Source organism: Stenotrophomonas sp. PS02300 (genome assembly GCF_029959395.1).
Classification (GTDB): domain Bacteria; phylum Pseudomonadota; class Gammaproteobacteria; order Xanthomonadales; family Xanthomonadaceae; genus Stenotrophomonas; species Stenotrophomonas maltophilia_AD.
This window is the reverse complement of sequence record NZ_JASCOP010000061.1, coordinates 1-23965: the sequence shown is the minus strand read 5'-3', so window position 1 is coordinate 23965 and position 23965 is coordinate 1. Positions and strand designations below refer to the sequence as shown.

19 protein-coding genes are annotated in these 23965 nt (G+C 66.6%); 6 read left to right on the top strand and 13 right to left on the bottom strand.

Translation table 11 applies throughout. The features are described 5' to 3' along the window. On the top strand, positions 1-1619 hold a 1619-nt coding region (gene rho, locus QMX79_RS12440), incomplete at its 5' end, for a transcription termination factor Rho (protein WP_282247030.1). A gap of 90 nt (positions 1620-1709) precedes the next feature. Here the strand turns inward: rho and QMX79_RS12435 are convergent. Further along, complete coding sequence (locus QMX79_RS12435) at positions 1710-1928, bottom strand: hypothetical protein (RefSeq protein WP_282247029.1); 219 nt, start codon at positions 1926-1928, stop codon at positions 1710-1712. A gap of 115 nt (positions 1929-2043) precedes the next feature. Continuing rightward, the gene (locus tag QMX79_RS12430) at positions 2044-4533 is read right to left on the bottom strand and encodes an exo 1,3/1,4-beta-D-glucan glucohydrolase (protein WP_282247028.1); all 2490 of its coding nucleotides are present in this window, start codon (positions 4531-4533) and stop codon (positions 2044-2046) included. A 369-nt stretch (positions 4534-4902) separates the two neighbouring features. On the opposite strand from QMX79_RS12430, the gene QMX79_RS12425 reads away from it, so the two are divergent. Beyond that, entirely contained in the window at positions 4903-5910 is a 1008-nt protein-coding gene (locus QMX79_RS12425) for a LacI family DNA-binding transcriptional regulator (RefSeq protein ID WP_282247027.1), read from the top strand. A gap of 4 nt (positions 5911-5914) precedes the next feature. Here the strand turns inward: QMX79_RS12425 and QMX79_RS12420 are convergent, their stop codons facing one another. Then, positions 5915-7186, bottom strand: a complete 1272-nt coding sequence (locus QMX79_RS12420) for a sugar MFS transporter (protein ID WP_282247026.1) — start codon at positions 7184-7186, stop codon at positions 5915-5917. A 422-nt stretch (positions 7187-7608) separates the two neighbouring features. Between QMX79_RS12420 and QMX79_RS12415 the strand changes: the two genes are divergently transcribed. The 3 genes from QMX79_RS12415 to QMX79_RS12405 all read left to right on the top strand — a co-directional run bounded on the left by QMX79_RS12415 (position 7609) and on the right by QMX79_RS12405 (position 13481). Then, positions 7609-10617 (top strand): TonB-dependent receptor, encoded by a 3009-nt coding sequence (locus QMX79_RS12415; RefSeq protein WP_282247025.1) that lies wholly within the window; start codon positions 7609-7611, stop codon positions 10615-10617. Between the two features lie 61 nt (positions 10618-10678). Then, positions 10679-11695, top strand: coding sequence for a cupin-like domain-containing protein (locus tag QMX79_RS12410; RefSeq protein ID WP_282247024.1), 1017 nt, complete (start codon positions 10679-10681; stop codon positions 11693-11695). 199 nt (positions 11696-11894) lie between these two features. Then, entirely contained in the window at positions 11895-13481 is a 1587-nt protein-coding gene (locus QMX79_RS12405) for a sensor domain-containing diguanylate cyclase (protein WP_282247023.1), read from the top strand. A 47-nt stretch (positions 13482-13528) separates the two neighbouring features. Here QMX79_RS12405 and QMX79_RS12400 read toward each other — a convergent pair whose 3' ends face one another. From QMX79_RS12400 to QMX79_RS12355, 10 genes are all read right to left on the bottom strand, one after another. Further along, positions 13529-14398, bottom strand: coding sequence for an energy transducer TonB (locus QMX79_RS12400; RefSeq protein ID WP_282247022.1), 870 nt, complete (start codon positions 14396-14398; stop codon positions 13529-13531). A 17-nt stretch (positions 14399-14415) separates the two neighbouring features. Next, positions 14416-15285, bottom strand: coding sequence for a TonB family protein (locus QMX79_RS12395; protein ID WP_282247021.1), 870 nt, complete (start codon positions 15283-15285; stop codon positions 14416-14418). A gap of 58 nt (positions 15286-15343) precedes the next feature. Further along, positions 15344-17080, bottom strand: a complete 1737-nt coding sequence (aceK, locus tag QMX79_RS12390) for a bifunctional isocitrate dehydrogenase kinase/phosphatase (protein ID WP_282247020.1) — start codon at positions 17078-17080, stop codon at positions 15344-15346. A 114-nt stretch (positions 17081-17194) separates the two neighbouring features. Next, positions 17195-17554 carry a hypothetical protein gene (locus tag QMX79_RS12385; protein ID WP_282247019.1) on the bottom strand — a complete coding sequence of 120 codons (360 nt, stop codon included), beginning with the start codon at positions 17552-17554 and terminating at the stop codon, positions 17195-17197. A 35-nt stretch (positions 17555-17589) separates the two neighbouring features. Continuing rightward, positions 17590-18018 (bottom strand): roadblock/LC7 domain-containing protein, encoded by a 429-nt coding sequence (locus QMX79_RS12380; RefSeq protein ID WP_282247018.1) that lies wholly within the window; start codon positions 18016-18018, stop codon positions 17590-17592. Further along, positions 18011-18559: an ATP/GTP-binding protein gene (locus QMX79_RS12375; protein WP_282247017.1), complete on the bottom strand. Its 549-nt coding sequence runs from the start codon at positions 18557-18559 to the stop codon at positions 18011-18013. The genes QMX79_RS12380 and QMX79_RS12375 overlap by 8 nt, the downstream gene beginning before the upstream one ends. Positions 18560-18561: 2 nt before the next feature. After that, positions 18562-19515: a hypothetical protein gene (locus QMX79_RS12370; RefSeq protein WP_282247016.1), complete on the bottom strand. Its 954-nt coding sequence runs from the start codon at positions 19513-19515 to the stop codon at positions 18562-18564. Between the two features lie 230 nt (positions 19516-19745). Beyond that, positions 19746-21971, bottom strand: coding sequence for an NADP-dependent isocitrate dehydrogenase (locus QMX79_RS12365; RefSeq protein WP_282247015.1), 2226 nt, complete (start codon positions 21969-21971; stop codon positions 19746-19748). A 168-nt stretch (positions 21972-22139) separates the two neighbouring features. Then, on the bottom strand, positions 22140-22637 hold the full coding sequence (locus QMX79_RS12360; protein WP_282247014.1) for a hypothetical protein: 498 nt from the start codon (positions 22635-22637) through the stop codon (positions 22140-22142). Positions 22638-22680: 43 nt separating this feature from the next. Next, positions 22681-22977: a LysM peptidoglycan-binding domain-containing protein gene (locus QMX79_RS12355; RefSeq protein ID WP_282247013.1), complete on the bottom strand. Its 297-nt coding sequence runs from the start codon at positions 22975-22977 to the stop codon at positions 22681-22683. Between the two features lie 141 nt (positions 22978-23118). Between QMX79_RS12355 and queF the strand changes: the two genes are divergently transcribed. Then, positions 23119-23937 (top strand): NADPH-dependent 7-cyano-7-deazaguanine reductase QueF, encoded by an 819-nt coding sequence (queF, locus tag QMX79_RS12350; RefSeq protein WP_282247012.1) that lies wholly within the window; start codon positions 23119-23121, stop codon positions 23935-23937. The last annotated feature ends 28 nt before the right edge of the window (positions 23938-23965 follow it).

Below are 23965 nucleotides of genomic sequence, written 5' to 3'. Positions count from 1 at the left end.
CGCCGGCTGCACCCGCAGCGCCGCAGCAGGCGCCCCAGGCACCGGCCGCTTCCGGCGGCGATGCCCCGGCCCCGCAGGGCGGTGGCCAGGACGCCGGCGACGGCGGCCAGCGCAATAACAACAACCCGCAGGGCGGCCAGAACCCGTACCAGCAGGGTCAGAACCAGGGCCAGGGCCAGAACCAAGGCCAGGGCCAGGGCAACCGCCGTGACCGTTTCCGCAACCGCCGTGACCGCGACCGCAATCGCGGCGGTGGTGGCGGTGGTGGCTTCCGCGACGACGGCATGCCGCAGGACAATGGCGAACAGCAGCCGTTCGTGCGCAGCCAGCAGGCCAACGTGCCCGAGGGCTTCCCGGTCTATTCGCTGAGCGACCTCAAGCGCATGCCGGCGCAGAAGCTGCTGGAAATCGCCGAGCAGCTGCAGATCTCCGAAGGCGTGGCCCGCGCCCGCAAGCAGGACGTGATCTTCGCCCTGCTCAAGGTGCTCACCCGCCATGGCGACGGCGTGGCCGCCGACGGCGTGCTGGAAATCCTGCCGGACGGCTTCGGCTTCCTGCGCGCGGCTGAAGCCAGCTACCTGGCCGGCCCTGACGATACCTACATTTCGCCCAGCCAGATCCGCCGCTTCAACCTGCGCACCGGCGACCACCTCTCCGGCCGCATCCGCTTCCCGAAGGACGGCGAGCGTTACTTTGCGCTGTCGATCGTGGACACCATCAACGGTGAGCCGCTGGAAGCGTCCAAGAACAAGGTGTTGTTCGAGAACCTCACCCCGCTGTTCCCGCGCAAGCGCTTCACCCTGGAACGTGGCAACGGTTCGTCCGAAGACATCACCGGCCGCATCATGGATCTGATGGCACCGCAGGGTAAGGGGCAGCGTGCGCTGATCGTCTCCCCGCCGAAGGCCGGTAAGACCATGCTGATGCAGCAGGTGGCAACGGCGATCACCACCAACCATCCGGACGTGCACATGATCGTGCTGCTCATCGACGAGCGTCCGGAAGAAGTGACCGAAATGCAGCGCACCGTGCGCGGCGAAGTCATCAGCTCCACCTTCGACGAACCGGCCGCGCGCCACGTGCAGGTTGCCGAAATGGTGATCGAGCGCGCCAAGCGCCTGGTGGAACACAAGAAGGACGTGGTGATCCTGCTCGACTCGATCACCCGCCTTGCGCGTGCCTACAACAACGTGGTGCCCAGCTCCGGCAAGGTGCTCACCGGTGGTGTGGACGCCAACGCCCTGCACCGCCCGAAGCGCTTCTTCGGTGCCGCGCGCAACGTTGAAGAAGGCGGCAGCCTGACCATCATCGCCACCGCGCTGGTCGACACCGGCAGCAAGATGGACGAAGTGATCTACGAAGAATTCAAGGGCACCGGCAACAGCGAAGTGCACCTGAACCGTCGTATCGCAGAAAAGCGTGTGTACCCGGCCATCGACATCAACCGTTCGGGCACCCGCCGCGAAGACCTGTTGATCGAACCGGAGCTGCTGCAGAAGATCTGGATCCTGCGCAAGCTGCTGCACCCGATGGACGAAATCGCCGCGATGGAGTTCCTGCTCGACAAGATGAAGAACACCAAGTCCAACGACGAGTTCTTCGGTTCGATGAAGCGCTGACCGGCGCCGAGATCGAAACAGAAAAAGGCCCCGCACTGCGGGGCCTTTTTCATGCAGAACCGGTAGGTACCGACCGTTGGTCGGTACACCTCACGGCCGCATCCGATCCAACAACGGCCCGAAGTGTGGCGTAACCAGCATCGCCACCGGCTCCTCCGCAGTCTCCACCGCGTCCGCAGCGGTTTCTTCCACTGCGTCCGGCGCCGCTTCCGCGCCTCCCCAATCCAACCCGATCCCGGCTCTGATCACCGTGGACACCGCCACCAGGATCAACAGCGATGCCCCACCCAGGACGTGAACAAACGTCATAGCCGACTCCCCGCGTGCGTATGACCCGCACACTACCCACCACGCGGCAGCCTTCCTTTGAATCTGTTCCTAAAACGTCAAGCTAGTGGCGCCGACGGCTCGCCGGCGCCGCACGTCACCTGCACTCCACCACACCCTCGGCCTTGTCGGCCTTCGTCGCCACCCGCACCTGGGTGAAGGCCGCCGCGAACGGCTTGTCCGCGCTGACCACGAACGGTGCTTCCACCGCGCCCAGGTCCACGCCCTTGCTGGCGAAGCAGGCCAGCGGGATGGTCACGGTGCGCTTCTGGCCAGGGGTGAGCGTTGCCAGCGCCGGGGCGATATCCACCCCGCCCTCGCAGCCGGTGCCGCACTGCATGGTCACCGTGACCGGCGAAGCGGGCTGGTGCTGCACCATCACGTCGAACTGCAACGCGCCGTTGCTGCGCGCCAGCGCGCCCAGGTTGCGCCGCGAGGTGCTGCGCGCGATCAGCTGCGCCGGGGCCAGCCAAGTCACTTCGCGGGCGTCCTGCTGGGTGTTGATCTGCACCGTGCGCACGTCGGCGACCGGCGTGGCGGCGGGCCAGCGCAGGCTGGCGTTGAGATCGTTGCCGAGCGGCTGGGTGGCGCCACCGGCGGCGATGTGCAGCGAGAACGGCGCGGTGTCCACCCGGTTGAAGATCGGCAGCGTGGTCACTTCGCCGCAATGGTCCGGGTTGGTTTCGGGCAGGCGCGCGACCTGCGCCGGCTTGGCGTAGCTCAGGCCATAGCCGAATTTGAACAGGTCCGGGCGCTTCGGGTCCGGGCGGTCGATCGGTGCCGGGCACGGCACGCCCGGCCACGGGAAGCTGAGCCGGCCGTGGAAGTCATGCGCGGGCCTGCCGTCCTTGCCAGCCACCAGCACGTCGGTGATGCCCTTGCCTTCGGTACCCGGCAGCCACGCGGCAACGAACGCCTGCGACAGGTTGAGCAGGTCGTTGGTGTACATCGGGCGGCCGGAGAAATACACCGTGACCAGCGGCTTGCCGGTGGCGGCAGCGGCCTTGAGCACGGCGAGGTCCTGCGGCTGCGCACGGCTGTGGCTGACCGTGTCCGAAGCGAGGATGTCGCCGTTGGTTTCGGCGTACGGCGTTTCGCCGATCACCGCGACCACCACGTCGAACGCCGAGGCATCGATGCCCTTGGCGTCCGCGCTGTAGGTCACCTGCTGCGTGCCCAGTTCGGCGCGCAGCGCACCCAGCACCGAATCGGCGTTGGGGAAATCGGCGTTGGCGTTCTCGGTACCCTGCCAGGTCAGCGACCAGCCCCCGGCCTGGTCGGACAGGCTGTCGGCACTCTTGCCCACCACCAGCACGCGCGCATCGCGCTTGAGCGGCAGCACCTTGTCCTGGTTCTTCAGCAGCACCAGCGATTCGCGCACGGCTTCGCGCGCCAGTTCGCGGTGCTGCACGGCGTTGGCGTCACCTGCGTAACGGCTGTCGGACGGCTTGTGCTCGAACAGGCCCGCACGCAGCTTCACGCGCAGGATGCGGGTCACCGCATCGTCGATGCGCGCCATCGGAATCTCGCCGCTCTCCACCTGGGCCATGGTGTTTGCGATGAAGGCCTTCCAGTCATCGGGCACCATCACCATGTCGATGCCGGCGTTGATCGCCTGGGCGCAGCTGTCGTTGCGACAGCCGGGCACCTGGGCGATGCCGTTCCAGTCGGAGACGACGAAGCCGTCGAAACCCATCTTCTCCTTCAGCGCGCCGGTGAGCAGCGCCTGGCTGCCGTGCATCTTGCCGTAGTCCACGCCGCCGGCGCGGTCGTTCCAGCTGTTGAACGAGGCCATCACCGTCTGCACGCCTTCGCCCAGGGCACCGAAGTACCCCTGGCCGTGCACGTTGATCATGGTGGCCTTGTCCACCGTGGCCTCGCCCTGGTCGCGACCGTTGTCGGTGGCCCCATCGCCGATGTAGTGCTTGGCCGTGGCCACCACGTTGCCGTCGCCGGTGAAGCGGCCCTGTGCGCCCTTGACGTAGGCGGTGGCGTATTCGCGCACGATGGACGGGTCGGACGAGAAGCTTTCGTAGGTGCGGCCCCAGCGCGGGTCATGCGCCACGGCCAGCGTCGGCGCGAACACCCAGCCGATGCCGGTGGCACGGGTGGCGCTGCCGGTGGCGGCGCCGATGCGCTCGATCAACCCGGCATCACGGGTGGCGCCCAGGCCAATGTTGTGCGGGAACAGCGTGGCGCCAAACACATTGCTGTGGCCGTGCACCGCATCGGTGCCCCAGATCACCGGCACCGGGGTGCGCGCGTCGGTGGCCAGCGAGGCGGCGTGATACGCATCGGCCAGCTTGACCCAGTCGGCCACGCTGGCGTGCTTGTCCATGCCCGGCCACGAGCCACCGCCGTTGAGCACCGAACCGATGTAATAGGTGCGCACCTGTTCCGGGGTGATCTGCTTGATCTCCGGCTGGGTCATCTGCCCGACCTTCTGCGCCAGGGTCATCTGCGCAAGGATGCTGCGCACGCGGCTTTCGATGGCCGGGTCGGAGGCGATCGCACTGGTCACCTGCGGCCAGTCCTGCAGGCGCTCGGCGGCGGGTGCGGCATGCGCCTGGGCGGCCAATGCCGTCAAGACACAGACGGTAAGAAGAGTCTTCCGGGCGCTGCTCACGTGCATCTACCTCCAATGGAATGTGCGGATGATGGACCGGGCGCGGGCTGCTTCGGCGCTTCCGGTGACAGCGCTGTCATATAAGCCGGGCGTGGCCCTGTCAACTGCTTGGCGAGCGCGTTGTCCTGGTATCCCCGTGATTGCTGGGCCTGCTGTTTTCCAATGGGAAGAGAATGCGCAGTTGCTGTTGCAGCGCCGCATGGAAATCCAGACCGTGCACGAATACCCCGCAACGTGGCACCATCCGCCTGCTTCGGTAATCCCGAAACGACACAGGCGCATTACCATCGGCAGCGGCCGGCCGGGCTCTCCAGGAGGATCCATCGCACCATGCGTAGTCGTATCGAGGATGTCGCCGCCATTGCGGGCGTTTCGATCAAGACCGTATCGCGCGTGCTCAACAACGAGCCGAACGTGCGGGTGGAAACGCGCGACCGCGTGCTGGCTGCGGTCACCCGGCTCGGGTACAAACCGAACCTGTCGGCGCGCAGCCTGGCCGGGCAACGCTCGTATGCGCTGGCGCTGGTCTACAACAACCCCTCGCGCAATTACCTGATGGAAATCCAGAACGGCATGCTGGAGGCCTGTCATGCCAACCACTACAACCTGATCCTGGGGCCGGTCGGCATCGGCCGGCGCACCCTGCCCGACCTGGCCGCGCTGTTCGAGAACTCGCGACCCGATGGCGTGGTGCTGATTCCGCCGCTCACCGATGATGCGGTGGTGCTGGCGTACCTGGAAGACAACGAGATTCCGTTCTCCAGCATCGCGCCACGCCATCCCGAGGGCCGCATCGGCGTGCGCATGGACGAAACCACCGCAGTGGTGGAACTGATCGGCCACCTGGTCGCACAGGGCCACCGCCGCATCGCGCACATCAAGGGCCCGCGCGCGCATGGCGCGTGCCAGTGGCGCCTGGCCGGCTACCGCCAGGCATTGCGCGAGGCCGGCATCGAGTACGACCCGGCGCTGGTGGCCAGTGGCCAGTTCTCGTTCGAATCGGGCATCGAGGCGGCCAACACGCTGCTGGACCTGCCCGAGCCGCCGACCGCGATCTTCGCGGCCAACGACGACATGGCCGCCGCGGTGTTCCGCGTGGCCGGCCAGCGTGGCCTGCGCGTGCCGCGCGATCTTTCCGTGTGCGGCTTCGATGACACGCCCATTGCCGGGCACATCTACCCGGCACTGACCACCGTACGCCAGCCCACCGACACGATGGGCCGGTTGGCCACCGAACAGCTGATCGAACGCATCCGCTCGCCGAAGGCCGGCCGCATGGTCACCGTGGACCATGCGGTGCTGGTGCGTGAATCCACCCACGCACCACGGCGACGTTGACGCGTCAGGCGTAACGGCGCGACCCGCGCCATGCGTAGAACACGATGAACAGGTAGCACAGCATCGGCAGCAGGAACGATGCCTGCAGCCCGTAGTGGTCGGCCAGCCAACCCACGGCCAGCGGAACCACCGCGCCGCCCACGATCGCCATCACCAGCAGGCTGGAGCCCTGTCCCGTAAGCGGGCCCAGGCCGCCAATGGCCAGCGCGAAGATGGTCGGGAACATGATCGAGTTGAACAGACCCACGCTGACCACGCTCCATTTGGCCAGCTCGCCGGTGCCGAGCATGGTCACCGCCAGCAGGCCCATCACCACCAGCGCGAACAGCCCAAGCAGGCGGCGCGGATCGAAGCGCGCCAGCAGGAACGTTCCGACCAGCCGGCCGACCAGCGCGCCGCCCCAGTACAGCGACACGTAGCGCGTGGCCTCCTGCTCGGTCAGTCCTTCGCCGATGCCGGGCATGGACAGGAAGTTGACCAGCACGCTGCCGATGGACACTTCCGCGCCCACGTAAAAGAAGATCGCCAGCACGCCGAAGGCCAGGTGCTTGTGGCGCAGCGCCGCGCCCAGCGTGCCCTGCTCCTTGATGTCTTCCACCCCGGCAATGCTGGGCAGGCGGAACATCCAGATCGCCGCGGCCAGCACGAACAACGCGATGGCCAGGCCGAAGTACGGCACCTGCACCGACTGTGCTTCAGCGGCGCGGTAGGCCAGCGCTTCGGCCTGCGGCAGCAGCGCCAGCTGTTCGGCGCTGCGCGGTTCGGCCGCCAGGATCAGCAGGCCACCGAACAGCGGGGCGATGGTGGTGCCCAGTGCGTTCATCGACTGGGCCAGGGTGAGCCGGCTGGAGCTGGTCTGCTCCGGCCCCAGCAGCGCCACATACGGATTGGCGGCGACCTGCAGCACGGTGATGCCGGTGGCCAGCACGAACAACGCGCCCAGGAACAGCCCGTACACATGCAGCGCGGCGGCAGGCCAGAACAACAGCGCACCGACACCGGCGATGGCCAGCCCGGCCACGATGCCGCGCTTGTAGCCCACGGCCGCCACCAGCCGCCCTGCCGGCAGCGACATCAGGAAGTAGGCGCCGAAGAAGGTGAACTGGATGAGCATGGCCTGCACCCAGGTCAGCGAGAACGCGGCCTTGAGGTGCGGAATCAGGATGTCGTTGAGGCAGGTGATGAAGCCCCACATGAAGAAGATCGCCGTCACCACGGCCAGCGCCATGCGTGTGCTCTGTACGTGCTGCCCGCGAACCACGGTGGAAGTGTCCATTGCCTGTCCTTCTGATGGGAATTGCCAGCCATGCGGCGGCCAGACATGGAACCCGCTGGACGCCCACTTGTCCAGCGCTGTCAGACAATCGGTCAGGAGACATGACAGCGCTCGGCAATGTCCCGAAAACAGATTTCGCGCAGTTTCGTTCTGCACTGCACAACGGCCAGACCACACTGAATCGGGCGCATCACGTCCCTGCAAAACCGGGCTGAAAGGCCCGCATTGCAACGTTTAACGGCTGTACAGCGACCTGCCAGGGGACACACAGGGACACCCATGGGCGACACCGCAAACGACGCCCTTCATGGCACTTTGTTGACAACGCTGTCAGGCGTCGGCCCAATCCGCCCACATCGTTGTTGAATCGTGCCAGACGCCGTAGGACTGCCATTACCGATTTCCCTGGGGAGGGAGCTGCAATGAAGACGTACAAGGCCGTACCCCGCAAGGCAATGCTCACTTCCGCGCTGCTCGCCGTGTTGGCCGGGCCGGCGTGGGCCCAGGACACCACCCGCGACGGCGCTGCGTCGTCGTCGGAAGGGCTGGATCCGGCCACGCTCGATACGGTGCAGGTCACCGGTATCCGTGGCAGCCTCACCTCGTCCATGAACCTCAAGCGCGACAGCCAGGGTGTCGTGGACGGCATCGTGGCCGAAGACATCGGCAAGTTCCCGGATACCAACCTGGCCGAATCGCTGCAGCGCATCAGCGGCGTGTCGATCGACCGCACCTCCAGCGGCGAAGGCTCCAAGGTGACCGTGCGCGGCATCGGCCCGGACTTCAACCTGGTGCTGCTCAACGGCCGCCAGATGCCGGCCTCCAACCTCGGCAACGGCGGTGGCGGCCTGTCCGGTTCGCGCTCGTTCGACTTCGCCAACATCGCCTCCGAGTCGATCTCGGCGGTGGAGGTGTTCAAGACCACGCGCGCCGACAACCCGACCGGAGGCATTGGCGCCACGATCAACGTCAAGACCCTGCGCCCGCTCGAATCGGCGCCGGTGGTCAGCGTGGGCCTGAAGGCGGTCAGCGATACCTCGAACGACAACCTGCCGCGCACGCTGCAGGGGTCCAAGTACACCGGCGAGCTGTCCGGCATCTTCAGCGACACCTACGCCGATGGCCGCGTGGGCGTGATGCTGAGCGGCAGCTACCAGGAGCGCGACTCCGGCTTCAACCAGGCCACGGTGGCCGAAGGCTGGGCCACGTTCGAAGGCGATAACACCACCGACTGGCGCGTGCTGCCGCAGCCCGGCCAGGGCTACGCGGACCGCATCCAGAATCGTCCCGGCCCCAATGATGTGTACGGGCGCCCGCAGAACACCGCCTACAACGTCAACGGCGTGCAGCGCCAGCGCACCAACGGCCAGGCCACCCTGCAGTGGAAGCCGGTCGACAACGTGACCACCACGCTGGACTACACCTATGTCGAGAACAAGGTGCAGCAGCAGCGCAGCGAGCTGTCGGTGTGGTTCAACTACGGCCCGGGCGACAGCATCTGGACCAACGGCCCGGTCGCCGCACCGATCATCTACAGCGAAGACATGGTCAATTCGGACGTGTCGATGGGTGGCGCGCAGCTGGCGACCAAGAACACCCTGGACTCGCTGGGCTTCAACGTGGAGTGGGAGGTCAACGATGCGTTGACCCTGAACTTCGATGCCCACAACTCCACCGGCGAGTCGCAGCCGGACAGCCCGTACGGTTCGGCCGGCGTGCTCGGCGTGGCCGCGTTCGTGCGCGGCAAGACCACCGTGGACTACAGCGGCGACCTGCCGATCATCAACATCGCGCTGCCGCCGGGCGGCGTGCAGACCGCCGATGCGCTGGTGACAGGCTCGGTGTTCCAGAACAGCTACAACAAGTCCGAGGTGGAACAGTACCAGGGGCGCGGTACCTTCAAGTTCGCCGACTACTCCGCGCTGGACTTCGGCGTCGGCTATACCGACGTGAAGAACCGCTCGGCTTCGGCGATCATGCAGCGCAATACCTGGGGCGGCCTGGGCACCCCGGCCGACTACGATGACAGCATCTGGTATGCCGATGACATGGCGAAGTACTTCGATGCGTTCTCCGGGCACAACGATCCGCGCCTGACCGGCCAGTTCCTGGTGTTCGACTTCGACAGGCTGATCAACCGCGCCGCCCAGGTCGGCACCGCGTCCGACCCGGCCTGCCCCACCTGCTACGTGGCGCCCACCGAGTACTCGCAGGACATCCGCACCAACGAGAAGTCCAAGAGCGCGTTCCTGCAGTACCGCACCACCTTCGACTGGTCGATGCCGTTGAACGTGGCGGTTGGCGTGCGCTACGAACAGACCGACGTGGACTCCACCGCGATGGTGCGCGTGCCCAGCGGGATCAGCTGGAGTTCGGCCAACGAGCTGAACATCGACTATGCCAGCGAGAGCGGCTTCATCAGCGACAGCGGCAAGTACGACTACGTGCTGCCCAACCTGGACCTGAAGCTGGACATCAGCGATACGCTGGCGCTGCGCGGCAGCTACAGCCGCAGCCTGGGTCGCGCGGGGTGGGACCAGATCCAGAGCGGGCAGTCGCTGGCCGACATCGTGCGTACCCAGGGCGGCAGCGGGTCGCGCGGCAATCCGGCGCTGGAGCCGCTGCTGTCGGACAACTTCGACCTGTCCCTGGAGTGGTACTACGGCGAATCCAGTTACGCCTCGGTTGGCTTCTTCCGCAAGAACATCAAGAACTTCATCAGCAATACGATCGTCCGCGAGAACACCGGCGACCTGCACACGCCGGTCGGTGGCGCGTACTGGAATGCGGCGCTGGCGGCCGGCTGCGGGGTGAGCGACATGCCCTGCATCCGCGATTACATCTTCACCAACTTCAACGGCCAGCCCGGCGTGACCGCCACCGGCACCAATTCGGCAGGCCAGCTCACCGGCACCATCGTCGGCCAGCCGGGCGACCCGATCGCCGGGTTCGACATCACCCTGCCGGCCAACCAGCGTTCGGACCATCTCGATGGCTGGGAAGTGGCGGTACAGCACCTGTTCGGCCAGTCCGGGTTCGGCGTGGCCGCCAACTACACCAAGGTGAAGTCCGGGCTGACCTTCGACAACCTGAGCCTGGGCGACCAGTACCCGATGGTGGGCCTGAGCGATTCGGCCAACCTGGTGGCGTTCTACGACAAGCACAACTGGCAGATCCGTGCGGCCTACAACTGGCGCGAGAAGTTCCTCAACGGCATCGGCGGCCAGGGCCCGAACCCGAACTACACCGATGATTACGGCCAACTCGACCTCAACATCAGCTACGCGGTCAGCGAACAGCTGTCGCTGAGCCTGGAGGCGATCAACCTCACCGACGAGACCATGCGTACCTACGCACGGCATACCAACATGCTGCGCTACGCCACCCAGACCGGCCCGCGCTACATGTTCGGCGTCCGCTACAAGTTCTGAGCAGCAGCGGTGTGGCGGGTCTACACTCGCCACACCGCCACCGCCCGCAAGCGACCCTGCCATGCCTGCAATGCCCGGCCCGATCGACGAAGTGCGCGACCTCGACCGCCACCGGCTGGCCGAGGTACTTCCAGGCTGGACCACGCCCAAGGTGATCCGCGGGCTGGTGGCGGACTGGCCGATGGTCAGCGCCGCACGCGACTCGGCCGACGCCGCGGTCGCCCACCTCAAGCAGTTCGACCACGGCACCCTGCCGGTTTCCGCCACCACCGCGCCGCCCGAAGCGAAGGGCCGCATCTTCTACAACGCGGACATGAGCGGCTTCAACTTCCGCCGCGAGCAGATCGCGCTGAAGGTGGTGCTCGATACCCTGCTCAAGTACCGCAGCACCCCCGAACCGCCCACCATCTACGTGGCCTCGACCACGCTGGACAGCTTCCTGCCCGGCTTCCGCCAGCACAACCCGCTGGCGCTGGGCGTGGACGAACCGCTGGCCAGCATCTGGATCGGCAACCGCTCGCGCATCGCCGCCCACCACGACGTGCCGGACAACCTGGCCTGCGTGGCGGCCGGCCGCCGCAGGGTCACCCTGTTTCCGCCGGATCAGATCCGCAACCTGTATGTCGGCCCGCTGGATTTCACCCCGGCCGGCCAGGCAGTGAGCCTGGTCGACTTCGCCGAACCGGACCTGGACCGCTTCCCGCGCTTTGCCCGGGCCATGGCCAGCGCGCAGGTGGCCGAACTGGGCCCTGGCGATGCGGTGTTCATTCCTTCCCTGTGGTGGCACCACATGGAAGGGCTGGATGATTTCAACGTGCTGGTGAACTACTGGTGGCGCCCGGTACCGGCCTGGATGGATCCACCCATGAACGCCCTGATGCTGTCATTGCTGGCGCTGCGCGGGCTGCCGCCGGCCCAGCGCCGGAACTGGCAGGCATTGTTCGACCACTATGTATTCGCCGCCGGCGGCGATACCACCGCGCATATCCCCGAAGCCGCACGCGGAGTGCTGGGCCCGCTGGATGGGGCAATGGCGGCCAATGTGCGCAGCGTACTTCGCAAGCGGCTGGAACGCTGAGTTCGGCCTTCCCCTTTCGGGCCCGGAATCCGTGATAATCCGCGCCGTGATCCGTAGTCCGCCCGGGGGTAGGGTGGCCGCATCCAGGGCGCCGCCAGGCGAACCGGCCCGGCGCCATGCAGTTCACCTCTGACCGCTCCAACGTTGCAGCCTCATCGGTAGGACCGGTTGGCGCAGCACCTTGCCGGTTGTTTCGTCCATGCCCCTGCTGTCATCCCGCCTCAACCTGGGCAAGCTGATCCTGGCGCTTGCGCTGCTCAGCGCGCTCGTCGCCTTGGCCAACACCCTGCACGCCAGCTACCGCGTGCAGCGCGAACAGCTGATCGGCACCACGCTCGAATCCAACCGGGTGTACGCCAGCAAGCTGGCCGAGAGCACCCAGAACTTCGTGCTGTCGGCCCAGCAGCAGCTGGCCTACGCCGCCACCGGCCTGGGCCAGCGGGCGCACACCCGGGCCGAGCTGGAAGCCGAAGCGGCCCGCCTGCAGCTGCAGACCAACAGCTTCAACTCGGTGCTGATCGTGGACCCGGCCGGCACGGTGCTGGCCACCTCGCCGTTGAGCCTGGCCCTGCAGGGGGTGGTGCTCAACAGCCAAGGCAACAGCGAGGCGCTCAAGCGCCGTGAACCGTACATCAGCGATCCCTACCAGTCGGCCACCGGCCGCCTGCTCATCGCCATCTCGCACCCCATCTTCGACGCGCAGGGCCAGTACAAGGGCTATGTGAGCGGCACCATCTACCTGCGCCAGCGCAGCATCCTGCAGAGCCTGCTGGGCAAGCACTACTACCGCGACGGCTCGTACCTGTACGTGGTCGACCGCAACGGCCGCATCCTGTACCACATCGAACCCACCCGGGTGGGCCAGTTCGCGCTGGAGAACCCGGCGGTGAAGGCCGTCAGCCAGGGCCACTCGGGCGCGCAGGAAGTGCGCAACAGCCACGGCGTGCTGATGCTGGCCGGCTACGCACCGGTGCCCAGCGTGGGCTGGGGCGTGGTGGCACAGCGCCCGACCGAGGCCACGCTGGCGCCGCTGTCGCGCTTGATGAAGGCGGTGATCTGGAATGCCATCCCGCTGGGCGTGCTGTCGCTGCTGGTCACCTGGTGGTTCGCCCGGCGCATTTCGCTGCCGCTGTGGCAGATGGCGCGCAACGTGCAGAACCGCGATACCGGCATCGCCATCCGCCACGTGACCGGCATCAAGGCGTGGTACTACGAGGCCGCGCACCTCAAGCAGGCGCTGCTGTACAGCTTCAACCTGCTGCAGGACCGCATCGGCAAGCTCAACCGCGCCAGCATGACCGACCCGCTCACCGGCCTGCAGAACCGCCGTGGGCTGCAGGAAGGATTGGAGGACTGGCAGGCACGCGGGCAGCCGTTCGGGATCATCGCGCTGGACATCGACCGCTTCAAGACCATCAACGACCGCTTCGGCCACGCGGTAGGCGATGCGGTGATCCTGCGCATCGCGCAGCTGATGCGCGACGATTCGCGCGATACCGACCTGCTGTGCCGCAATGGCGGCGAGGAGTTCCTGATCCTGCTGCCGGGCATCGACGTGGCCGCCAGCGCCGGCATCGCCGAACGCCTGCGGCAGCAGGTGGAAGCGGAAGTGTTCGAACAGGTCGGCACGGTAACGGTATCGCTGGGCGTGGCCCACTACCCGTCCTACCACGAGGACCCGCAGCAGGCGCTGCGACTGGCCGACAAGGCGCTGTACATGGCCAAGGAACAGGGTCGCAACCGGACCGTGGTCTACCCGGCGCCGGACGGCCCGGCCGGAACCTGATTCTGAAACCGGATCGACGCGCGGCGCCGATCCGGTCTCTCACCTGCTCACCCGCCGAGCGGGGTCAGCAGGCGCGGGCCATTGCTGACGTCGGTCATGTATACGCCGCCGACCGCCAGCAGGCCAGCCACATCCTGTTCGCCGGGTCCCACCTGCCGCCAGGGCGCCTGCGCGCGCGGGCCCGGAATGTAGACGTTCCACTGGCCGTAGCCGCGCGTGACTTCGCCGAAGTCGAAGCTGACCGGCACGCGCACGGACCAGAACGGCTTGTCCTTCTCGTCACCCGTACTGGGTGCCCGGAAGCTCCAGCGATGCGCGGCGTCCACGCTCTGCTTCGCGAACGCCTCGCGCAGCCGCTCCATGCGGCGCGCGTCGCCGAGCACGCGCAGGTTGACCTGTTCGGCGATCACATCCATGACCTTGCCGTCACGGCCGACCTTCACGATCAACATCACATCGCCACTGCCGCCCATGTTCAATGCTGCCGAGGGAAAGCGCGGCGGCGGCAGCTTGATCGAGGTGACCTGGTCGGTGCTCGTGTTGTCATACCCGCCGAAAGTCGCAGCATCGAGCGTGACCATGTCCTTGCCGTCGGGCCCGATGTTGGCGACCAGGCGGATGGATACCTGGGTGCGCGCACGCACGGGCTTGCCATCGCGCACGATCGGCTCGAAACGCCAGGTCTGCACGGAGCGGTCCACGAAGCTGGCCAGTTCCACCGGCACTTTCTCGCGCTGGTCCAGCACGAAGCCTTCCACCTGCCCTTCGGTACCGATGTTGACCTGCCCGGTCAGCACCATGCTGCCTTCGGCGGTCTTGCGCATCTCACTGCGCGTCTGTGCGGCGGCCTCCGGCGCGGCGGCGACGATGCTGCCGCCGAGTGCCAACGCCAGTGCCAGGTAAAGGGAACTACGCATTGCACGACTCCTTGTGATCAGCTGCCCAACGGGGTGAGCAGGCGCGGACCGTCATCCAGGTCTGCCATGTAGATGCCACCTGCAGCCAGCAGGTCCGGTGCGGCTTCTGCGCCGGCCTGCGAGGTGCGCCACGGCGCGCGCTCACGCGGACCGGGAATGTAGGCTTCCCACGTGCCGTAAGGTGTGCGTTCGCCCATCATGTAACGGACCGGGATCCGCACCGTCCACGACTCGGCGTCCTTTAACTTGCCGGTGGTCGGCGGGCGGAAGGTCCAGCTGCGCGCGGTGGACACCGATGCACGGGCAAACTCGTTGCGCACCTGGCGCATCTGGCTTTCCTTGCCCACCACGCGCAGGTTTACCTGCTCGGCGACCACATCGTCCACGGTCCCGTCGCGGCCGACCTTCAGCAGCAGCAGCACCTCACCCTTGGCGCGCATGGCGGCGAGAGTCTTCGGGTAGGTCGGCGAGCGGATCTCGCTGGAGGTCACCCGGCTGGTGTCGTCCGGGTCGTACTTGCTGAAGCTCGCGCCCGCCACGCGCACGGTGTCGCCGGCGCCGTCCGGGCTGGACTGGGAGAGCAGGCGAAGGGTCACCGGCGTCTGCGTCGCCACCGCCGTACCGTTCTCCACGGCCGGCCGGAACTGCCATGCCTGCACCTGGCGCTGCACGAATGCCGCCAGATCGGCAGGCAGCTTGTCGGCATGGTCCAGCTGGAAGCTGGTGACGTGCCCGTCGGTACCGATATCGATCTTGCCGGTCAGCGTCATGCTGGCTTCGGCGGTCTCACGCACCGCACGCGCGGTCTGTGCAGCGGTGTCGCTTGTTGCGACCAGCCCGGTGCCGCCCAGTGCGAGGGCCAACGCCAGAAAATGGGGATAACGCATCTCACCTGCTCCTTGTGGATGAACCCCGAGGATAGCCCAGTGATGTGTCAGGGGGAAATCAGGCCAGGCGATGATGGGCTGCGTAGGGCGGCGTATCGGGATAATCGCCGGCCGCGAAACGCGCCTGCAGCCCCTGCCACCGGTGGGGATCGAACAGATGCGCATGGTGTTCACGCACGGCGGCAAGCTCGTCGGCGGGCAGTCCCATGAAGGGTGCGAAGCGCTCCGGGAACACATCACGCGGGCCTACGTGGAACCACGGTTCGTCCGCCATGGCTTCGTCCGCATTGCGCGGCGTGGGCCATGCGCGGAACACGCAGTCACTCACCAGGCACAGCTCGTCGTAGTCGTAGAACACCGCACGGCCATGCCGCGACACACCGAAGTTCTTGGGCAGCATGTCGCCCGGGAAGATGTTGTTGCGCGCCATGTCGGTGATCGCCTGCGCATAATCCAGCGCGGCGGCGCGACGGGCTTCGGCGGTCTGTTCGCGCAGGTAAAGATTGAGCGGCCGGAAGCGGCGCTGCACGTAGCACAACGCGATCACCAGCGAATCGCCGTCTTCACGTACGCTGGCCGCGCACTGGGTGAGCAGTTCTTCGCGCAGCGCCGGCGAGAAGCGGACCTTGGGAAAGCGGAGATGGCGGTAGGGTTGCGCATCCAGCAGGCGCCCGACGCGATCCAGGTTGAACACCAGCGCGTACTTTTCCTCCACCTGGTGCCGGGTCATGGTCTTGGGCCAGGCGAAGCGGTCGCGGATCAGCTTGAACACCAGCGGGTAACTGGGCAGCGTGAACACCGCCATGACCATGCCGGGGGTGCCATCGGCATGCACCAGCTGTTCGTCGGGATGCTCCTGGAAGTGGCGGAAGAAGGTGCGGTAGCGCTCGGTCTTGCCCTGTTTGGCACGCCCCAGCACGGTGTAGATCTCATCGATGGGCTTGGCCGGCAGCAGGCTGCGCAGGAACACCACCGCGTCACCTACGGTGGCCAGGTCGGCCTGGAAGTAGCTGCGCGACACGCCGAACAGGTGCGCCACATCGCGGCGCCGGGTCAGCACCGCCTCGGCACGCAGGCCGTTGTCGTCGTTGACCAGCGCGATCACGCAGGGCGAGAAGCGGTGTTCGCCGAACACCCGCCCCACCAGGTAGGCACGCCGCTCGCGGTAGAACACGGTATCCAGCAGCTCGATGCTGCGTACGGGCTGTGTCCCCCAATGCTGCAGGTCGTCCTGCAGGCGCACGGCAATGGCGGCCGCGCAGCGCAGCTGGTGCGCATAGGGCACATCGAAGCGATAGTCACCCAGCACCCGCATGAAGGCCTCGGCCGGCCGGGTCGCCGACAGCGCGTAGGTATGCCGTGCGACCGGGTGGGTGATGGCATCGGAGGGCTCCACGTCCATCGCCATGAACTCCACCGCCGCATCCACGCCTTCGGTCGCGAACAGGCGCCGCGCCAGGGTGTTGTAGAAGGTCTTGTAAAGTTCGGCGTCGATCAACCCGGAAACCAGACCCGCGTAGGCGCTGCGGATCCGCAGCCAGAGGTTGCGCTCACCCACGGCCTCACGCGCTGCCCGCCGCAGCACATCCACCGTTTCAGCGATGCAGCGGTCATACAGCCCGATGCGCTCCACCGCATCCTGGCGCGCCCCGTTCCAGTCGCGGGTCTCGAAGCGCACCCGCGCGCGCCGGGTCACCCCGGCAAAGCGCGCGTGGTAATCCTCGAAACCATCGCGGATCAGCGCCGCCAGCCGCGCGGCCAGCGCTTCATCGTCAGGGGATTGGGCAACAGGCATGCTGGGCAACCGGAAGAACCATCCCCACCATAGTAGTGCCGGCCCATGGCCGGCAAGCCGCCCGTTCCCGGACAGCCACCGACCACCCGGGGTGGTCGGCAGCAGGGTCGGGTCTTACAGCGCCAGCGACGCTTCCACGTCCTGCACCCGGCGCCGTGCCAGGGCAAGGTTGGACTTGTTGCGGTCGAGCACCAGGTACAGGAACAATCCCTTCTGCGCCGCGACCGGGCGCATGATGTGGTACGCCTTGCCCAGCGAGATCAGGATGTCCTCGATGGTGTCGTTGAGGTTCAACGACGCAGCGGTTTTCATCTTCGCGCGGATCACTTCGGTGTTGCCCGCTGCCGCCACTTCCATGTCCATGCCCGAGCCGGCTTCGCCCAGCAGCATGCCGCTCTCATAGTCCACCAGTGCCACCGCCTGCGCGCCGTCGATGGTCATCAGCGCGGCCAAGGTATCGCTCACTCCTGCCATGTTGCACCCCTTTGGTTGTCGAGCCCCAAGTTCCCCTACGGATCGGCTCGTGATCCGCTGAGTTCGGCCATGATGTTGCGGCCACATTCCTTTGCACTCCAAAGCACCTTGCCGGTGACGCTGCGCGTGTCGCAGGCGGTCATCAGCAGCAGCGGCGCGGGGGTGCACGGCAGCGCCAGCATCAGCACCTTGCCCTCGCCCGCCTCCAGCATCAGCACTTCCAGCTCGCCCAATGACAACTCGCGGCCCACGGCAGCGGCCAGTGCCAGCATCGCGCTGGTCATCGCGGCCAGACGTTCGCCATTGCCGTGGCTGCCCGCTGCAGGTACGAGCGCGAAACCATCAACGCTGGCCAGCACCGCACTGCGCACCCCATTGAGGCCGTCGGCGAACGCTTGAAGGTGCTGGGCAACACGTTCACGCACGGCCGGTTCCAGCCGGCGCACATCCTGCCCGTCAGCCATGGGCCAGCACCAGGTCGCGGGTTTCCATCTCGCTCATCAGCACGTCCATCAGGAAGAGGCCTTGTTCGCGCTCGCGCGCGTCGATGGGCATCACCGGCAGCAGGCGGTCATCCCAGCCCGCGACCGTGGCGCAGGAATCGAGGTCGAACTCCGGCGCCAGGTCCAGCCGCGAAACGCCGATCACCGCCGGCACCTGCGCGGCATGTTCACGCAGCACGCCCAGGTAGCCTTGAAGTTCTTCCACGGCTGCACGGCGGGTGGCATCAATCAAAAGCACCACGCCGCTGGCGCCCTGCAGCAGGATCGGCCAGATGAAGTCGAAGCGCTGCTGACCCGGGGTGCCGTACAGGCGCAGGCGGTCGCCGTTGGGCAGGTCGATGTCGGCGTAGTCCATGGCCACCGTGGTGGAGGCCTTGTCGGCGCCGTCGCGGTCGGTGTTGTGCACATCGGTATCCACCACCGCGCCGGCGGCGATGGCGCGCACCAAGGTTGATTTTCCACACCCCATCCCGCCGAGCACCACGATCTTGTGTTCGCGCACGCTCAGCCCCCGCCACGCTGGCGCACGCTGCGCCACATGCGGGCCAGCAGGGTGCCGCCACCCTCGCCCGCACGCAGGGGCGCGGCGCGGATCGGCGAATCTTCCAGCGCGGCGTAGCCGCACAGGTAGGCCGGGTGGACGAAGCTGCGCACCGCTTCTGCGGAAACCTCCAGCAGGGTGGCGCACTCCTCCACGCTGCATGCGCGCTTGAGCAGCAACGAGCACAGCCGGAAGTTGTCGTGCTGGTGGCCCAGCACGCGGAAATCAGGCCAGCGCAGCAGCTTTACCCGTGCGCCGCGCTGCAGGCGCGCATCCAGCTCATGCCAGTGCGCGGGGCGTTGGCCCCATTGCCACAGCAGCGGCCGCAGCGGCTGGCGTGGCAGCGTGCCGGAGAGCTCCTGATACCGCCGCTCGGAGAGGCCATGCAACGAGAGCGATTCGAACTGGTCGGACAGATGCTGGGCGAGGCTCGCGGCGTCGATACCCGCCGGCACCACCATCTGGTCCAGGCAGAAATCGAGCAGAAGTGTCGGCACCTCGTTGAGCACCAGCACCGCGTGCCCCTGGCGCGCGGGCAGGCGTTCGCGCAGCGCGCGGGTGATCGCCTTGGCGCCCTGCGCCGTGCAGGGTTCGTCGATGCGCATCGGCGCATCGGGCATCTGCCGCAGGGCATCTTCGATGGCGTGGTCGTCGAGTACGCCACGATCTTCGCCCTGCCCCTGGTGCAGCTGCCCGTCCTGGTCCTCCACCCAGAGCTGGATGCGCGGTCGCTCGCGCACCATGCGCAACGCGGCGTTGCGCAACGCCGGGGTGTCCTTGATCACCAGCAGGTCGCACTCATCAAGATCGCGGCAGCTGCGCACGCGGTCGCCGGGCAACGAGGCCGCGACACGCAGGCGTTGCAGCAACGCGCGTTCTCCCTGGACATCCGATCCGACCACCAGCACCCTGGCCATCGCCTTCCCCCGGGTTGAGTGAGTAGCCTATGCCAAGGCTCGCGCATTCAACGGTGATGGACTGCTCACTTCGCACTGGCGAAACAGCCGGATCCATCCGCTGGGTGCTGCCTTGTTGCGGGAGCGTGCCAGAACTGCCCGGACGTACGTCACGTATTTGCGGCCAAAACAAAAAAACCCGCGCCGAAGCGCGGGTTTCCTGTCGACCACCACCCGAGTGGAATCGAACCTTACAGCGCCGCCAGTGCGGTGTTGAAGGTGCTGCTCGGGCGCATGGCCTTGCTGGCCTTGGCCACGTCCGGGCGGTAGTAGCCACCGATGTCGACCGGCTTGCCCTGCGCGGCAATCAGCTCGCCGACGATGGCCTGCTCGCTGTCAGCCAGTGCCTTGGCCAGCGGGGCGAAGCGGGCCTTCAGCGCGGCATCGTCATCCTGCGCGGCCAGGGCCTGGGCCCAGTACAGCGCGATGTAGAAGTGGCTGCCGCGGTTGTCGATGCCACCGAGCTTGCGCGAGGGCGACTTGTCGTTGTCCAGGAACTGGCCGTTGGCCTGGTCCAGGGTCTTGGCCAGCACCGTCGCACCGGCATTGTCGTAACGGTTGCCCAGGTGCTCCAGCGAGGCGGCCAGGGCGAGGAATTCACCCAGCGAATCCCAGCGCAGGTAGTCCTCTTCCACGAACTGCTGCACGTGCTTCGGGGCCGAACCACCGGCGCCGGTCTCGAACAGGCCACCACCGGCCATCAGCGGCACGATGGAGAGCATCTTGGCGCTGGTGCCCAGTTCCATGATCGGGAACAGGTCGGTGAGGTAATCGCGCAGCACGTTGCCGGTCACCGAAATGGTGTCCTCACCCTTGCGGATGCGGTCCAGCGAGAACGCGGTTGCTTCCACCGGGGCCAGGATGCGGATGTCCAGGCCGTTGGTGTCGTGGTCCTTGAGGTAGGTCTCGACCTTGGCGATCACCTGCGCATCGTGCGCGCGCGAGGCATCCAGCCAGAACACGGCCGGGGTGCTGCTCAGGCGGGCGCGGTTCACGGCCAGCTTGACCCAGTCCTGGATCGGGGCGTCCTTGGTCTGGCACATGCGCCAGATGTCGCCGGTCTGCACGGCGTGTTCGAACACCACGTTGCCGGCATCATCGGTGACGCGCACGGTGCCGTCGGCCGGAATCTGGAAGGTCTTGTCGTGCGAGCCGTATTCTTCCGCCTTCTGCGCCATCAGGCCGACGTTCGGCACCGAGCCCATGGTGGCCGGGTCGAACGCGCCGTGGGCAATGCAGTCGTCGATGACGGCTTGGTACACGCCGGCGTAGCAGCGGTCAGGAATGACAGCCTTGGTGTCCTGCAGCTTGCCGTCGGCATTCCACATGCCACCGGAGTCGCGGATCATCGCCGGCATCGAGGCATCGACGATGACGTCGCTGGGCACGTGCAGGTTGGTGATGCCCTTGTCGGAATTGACCATGGCCAGGCCCGGGCGCTTGCCGTACTCGGCAGCCAGGTCGGCCTTGATGGTTTCCTGGGTGGCTTCGGGCAGCTGCGGCAGGCGCGCGTACAGGTCGCCGATGCCGTTGTTGGGGTCGAAGCCGGCCTGCTTGAGCACGTCGGCGTGCTTGGCCAGCACGTCCTTGTAGAACTCTTCAACGACCACGCCGAACATGATCGGGTCGGAGACCTTCATCATGGTGGCCTTCAGGTGCAGCGAGAACAGCACGCCCTTGGCCTTGGCATCGGCGATCTGCGCCTGCACGAAGGCGGCCAGCGCGTTGCGGCTCATCACGGCGGCATCGACGATCTCACCGGCCTTGACGGCGGTCTTTTCCTTCAGCACGACGGTGCTGCCATCGGCCTGCTGCAGTTCGATCTTCAGGGTGCCGGCGGACGCCAGGGTGGCCGACTTTTCGCTGCCGTAGAAATCGCCGCCGTCCATGTGCGAGACGTGCGACTTGGATTCGTTGGACCACTTGCCCATGCGGTGCGGGTGCTTGCGGGCGTAGTTCTTGACCGACAGCGGCGCGCGGCGGTCGGAGTTGCCTTCGCGCAGCACCGGGTTCACGGCGCTGCCCTTGACCTTGTCATAGCGCGCCTTGATGTCGCGCGAGACGTCGTCGGTGGGCACGTCCGGGTAGTTGGGCAGGGCGTAACCCTGGTCCTGCAGTTCCTTGATGGCGGCCTTGAGCTGCGGCACCGAGGCGCTGATGTTGGGCAGCTTGATGATGTTGGCGTCCGGGGTGGTCGCCAACTGGCCCAGTTCGGCCAGGTGGTCGGCTTCCTTCTGGTCGTCCTTCAGGAAATCCGGGAACAGCGCCAGGATGCGGCCGGACAGCGAGATGTCACGGGTTTCGACTGCGATGCCGGCAGTGGCGGTGTAGGCCTCGACGATCGGCAGCAGCGACTGGGTGGCCAGGAACGGGGCTTCATCGGTAAGCGTGTACAGAATCTTGGGCGTGTTCGACATGGGGGACAGTGCTCTCCGGGTAACCCCCGCATTGTCGCGGTTTCAGCCCCGGGGAGCAAAGCCGGGCCATACGCGGCGGTATTGGAACGCTGTGTGGCACAAACAAAAAAGACGCAGCCTCGCGGCTGCGTCCATCGTGAGTCCTTGCCGGGAGAGAGTCGGCGGGACTTACTCGACCTCGAACTCCTGCGGCGTTCCTGCCGCCTGACCATCTACGGTGACTTCTGCGCGGTACTTGCCGACCGGCCAGCCGTTCGCATTCTCGAACGTGACGTTGGTGGTATCAGGACCCGAGGTGTTCAACGCCTGGGTCTTTTCGCCGGCCACCTGGCCGTCCTGATAGGTCAGCTTGACGCCGGTATTGACGTTGTTGGCGGTGCCGTCGGTGCGGAAGGAGACGATGATGATGTCCTTCGGCGCGAACAGCGCCACCGGGGCCACCGACTTGTCGGCGGCGGCGGTCTTGCCCACCGTCACGGCGGACACGCTCACCGGGGCGGCAGCGGTCATCGGCTGCGGCGCGGCCGGCTCGGCCGGGGTCGTCGCGACCGGGGTGGCCGGCTGGGCATTGTTGTCGGCGGTGTCTTCCTTCTTCTTGCAGCCAACCAAGGCCACGGTGGCCAGCGCGGCGGCAAGTACGGTAGTGCTGATGGACGTCTTCTTCATGGAATTCCTCCCTGGGAATAAGGTCGATTGCGATGCGGACGGCTCAGCCTTTCGGCGGCAACTTGAGCACCTGGTCCGGGAAAATCTTGTCCGGATCCTTCAGCACGTCTTTGTTGAGATCGAAGATCTTCTGCCAGGCATTTGCGTCGCCCAGCTCGTTCTTGGCGATCCTGGATAGCGTGTCGCCCTTCTGGACGGTGTAGGTGCTACCCCCCACCAGTTCGGCGGTGGAATCCACCGAGGCGGTAACGCCGGAAAAATCGGCCTTCTCCACCTTCTGCGCGGTGGTATCCACGCTGGCGGTGACACCGGAGAAATCGGCTTTCTTGTCGGTACTCATCCACACGCTCCCTTGAATGGAACAACCCTGGATCGCACGGTGTCACAGGCGTTGTTAATGGGGCATGGCGCAGGCGTGAAGGCTTCGGGAGGTTTTCTGAACAGGGCGGCCGGCGGGCCCCGGCCACGCTAAAATGGCGGCATGAATACCCCCCAGGACTCCAGCCTCGGTCGCGAGGTTGCTTACCCCTCCCAGTACGACCCCGCCCTGCTCTTCCCGATCCCGCGCCGCGCCGCGCGCGAGGAGATCGGCGTGGACGAAGCCAACCTTCCCTTCGTCGGCCATGACCGCTGGCAGGCCTATGAGCTGAGCTGGCTGGACCGGCGCGGCAAGCCGCGGGTGGCCGTGGCCACCATCAGCGTGCCGTGCACCTCGCCGAACCTGATCGAATCCAAGTCGTTCAAGCTTTACCTCAACTCGCTCAACAGCACCCGTTTCGACGATGACGAGCAGGCCCGCCAGCGCATTGCCGGTGACCTGTCGGCCTGCGCCGGGGCGGTGGTGAACGTGGTGTTCGGGGTACCGCTGCTGGTGGAGGCGGCCGAAGGCGAATCACTGGATGGGCTGGACGTGGCGATCGAGCGCTACGGTCCACCGGCGCCGGAGTACCTGTCGGCCAATGCCGGCCAGGTGGTGACCGAGACGCTCAGTTCGGCGCTGCTCAAGTCCAACTGCCCGGTCACCGGCCAGCCGGACTGGGCCAGCGTGAGCGTGCGCTACCGCGGCCCGCGCATCGACCGCGAAGGCCTGCTGCGCTACCTGGTGAGCTACCGCGAGCATGCCGAATTCCACGAGCAGTGCGTGGAGCGCATCTTCAACGAGCTTACCCTGCGCTGCCAACCGGAATGGCTGGAAGTGGAGGCGCGCTACACCCGCCGTGGCGGGCTGGACATCAACCCGTGGCGGGCCAGCGCCGGCATCGAAGCGCCGGCGCGGACCGTGCGGGATTTGAGGCAGTAGCGCCGCGGCCCGACCAACGGTCGGGCCC

Bases quoted from the DNA above. Each gene is read 5' to 3' on its own strand.
- QMX79_RS12435 (WP_282247029.1), bottom strand. From the start codon at position 1,928: ATGACGTTTGTTCACGTCCTGGGTGGGGCATCGCTGTTGATCCTGGTG.
- QMX79_RS12425 (WP_282247027.1), top strand. From the start codon at position 4,903: ATGCGTAGTCGTATCGAGGATGTCGCCGCCATTGCGGGCGTTTCGATC.
- QMX79_RS12420 (WP_282247026.1), bottom strand. From the start codon at position 7,186: ATGGACACTTCCACCGTGGTTCGCGGGCAGCACGTACAGAGCACACGC.
- QMX79_RS12415 (WP_282247025.1), top strand. From the start codon at position 7,609: ATGAAGACGTACAAGGCCGTACCCCGCAAGGCAATGCTCACTTCCGCG.
- QMX79_RS12410 (WP_282247024.1), top strand. From the start codon at position 10,679: ATGCCTGCAATGCCCGGCCCGATCGACGAAGTGCGCGACCTCGACCGC.
- QMX79_RS12405 (WP_282247023.1), top strand. From the start codon at position 11,895: ATGCCCCTGCTGTCATCCCGCCTCAACCTGGGCAAGCTGATCCTGGCG.
- QMX79_RS12400 (WP_282247022.1), bottom strand. From the start codon at position 14,398: ATGCGTAGTTCCCTTTACCTGGCACTGGCGTTGGCACTCGGCGGCAGC.
- QMX79_RS12395 (WP_282247021.1), bottom strand. From the start codon at position 15,285: ATGCGTTATCCCCATTTTCTGGCGTTGGCCCTCGCACTGGGCGGCACC.
- aceK (WP_282247020.1), bottom strand. From the start codon at position 17,080: ATGCCTGTTGCCCAATCCCCTGACGATGAAGCGCTGGCCGCGCGGCTG.
- QMX79_RS12385 (WP_282247019.1), bottom strand. From the start codon at position 17,554: ATGGCAGGAGTGAGCGATACCTTGGCCGCGCTGATGACCATCGACGGC.
- QMX79_RS12380 (WP_282247018.1), bottom strand. From the start codon at position 18,018: ATGGCTGACGGGCAGGATGTGCGCCGGCTGGAACCGGCCGTGCGTGAA.
- QMX79_RS12370 (WP_282247016.1), bottom strand. From the start codon at position 19,515: ATGGCCAGGGTGCTGGTGGTCGGATCGGATGTCCAGGGAGAACGCGCG.
- QMX79_RS12365 (WP_282247015.1), bottom strand. From the start codon at position 21,971: ATGTCGAACACGCCCAAGATTCTGTACACGCTTACCGATGAAGCCCCG.
- QMX79_RS12360 (WP_282247014.1), bottom strand. From the start codon at position 22,637: ATGAAGAAGACGTCCATCAGCACTACCGTACTTGCCGCCGCGCTGGCC.
- QMX79_RS12355 (WP_282247013.1), bottom strand. From the start codon at position 22,977: ATGAGTACCGACAAGAAAGCCGATTTCTCCGGTGTCACCGCCAGCGTG.
- queF (WP_282247012.1), top strand. From the start codon at position 23,119: ATGAATACCCCCCAGGACTCCAGCCTCGGTCGCGAGGTTGCTTACCCC.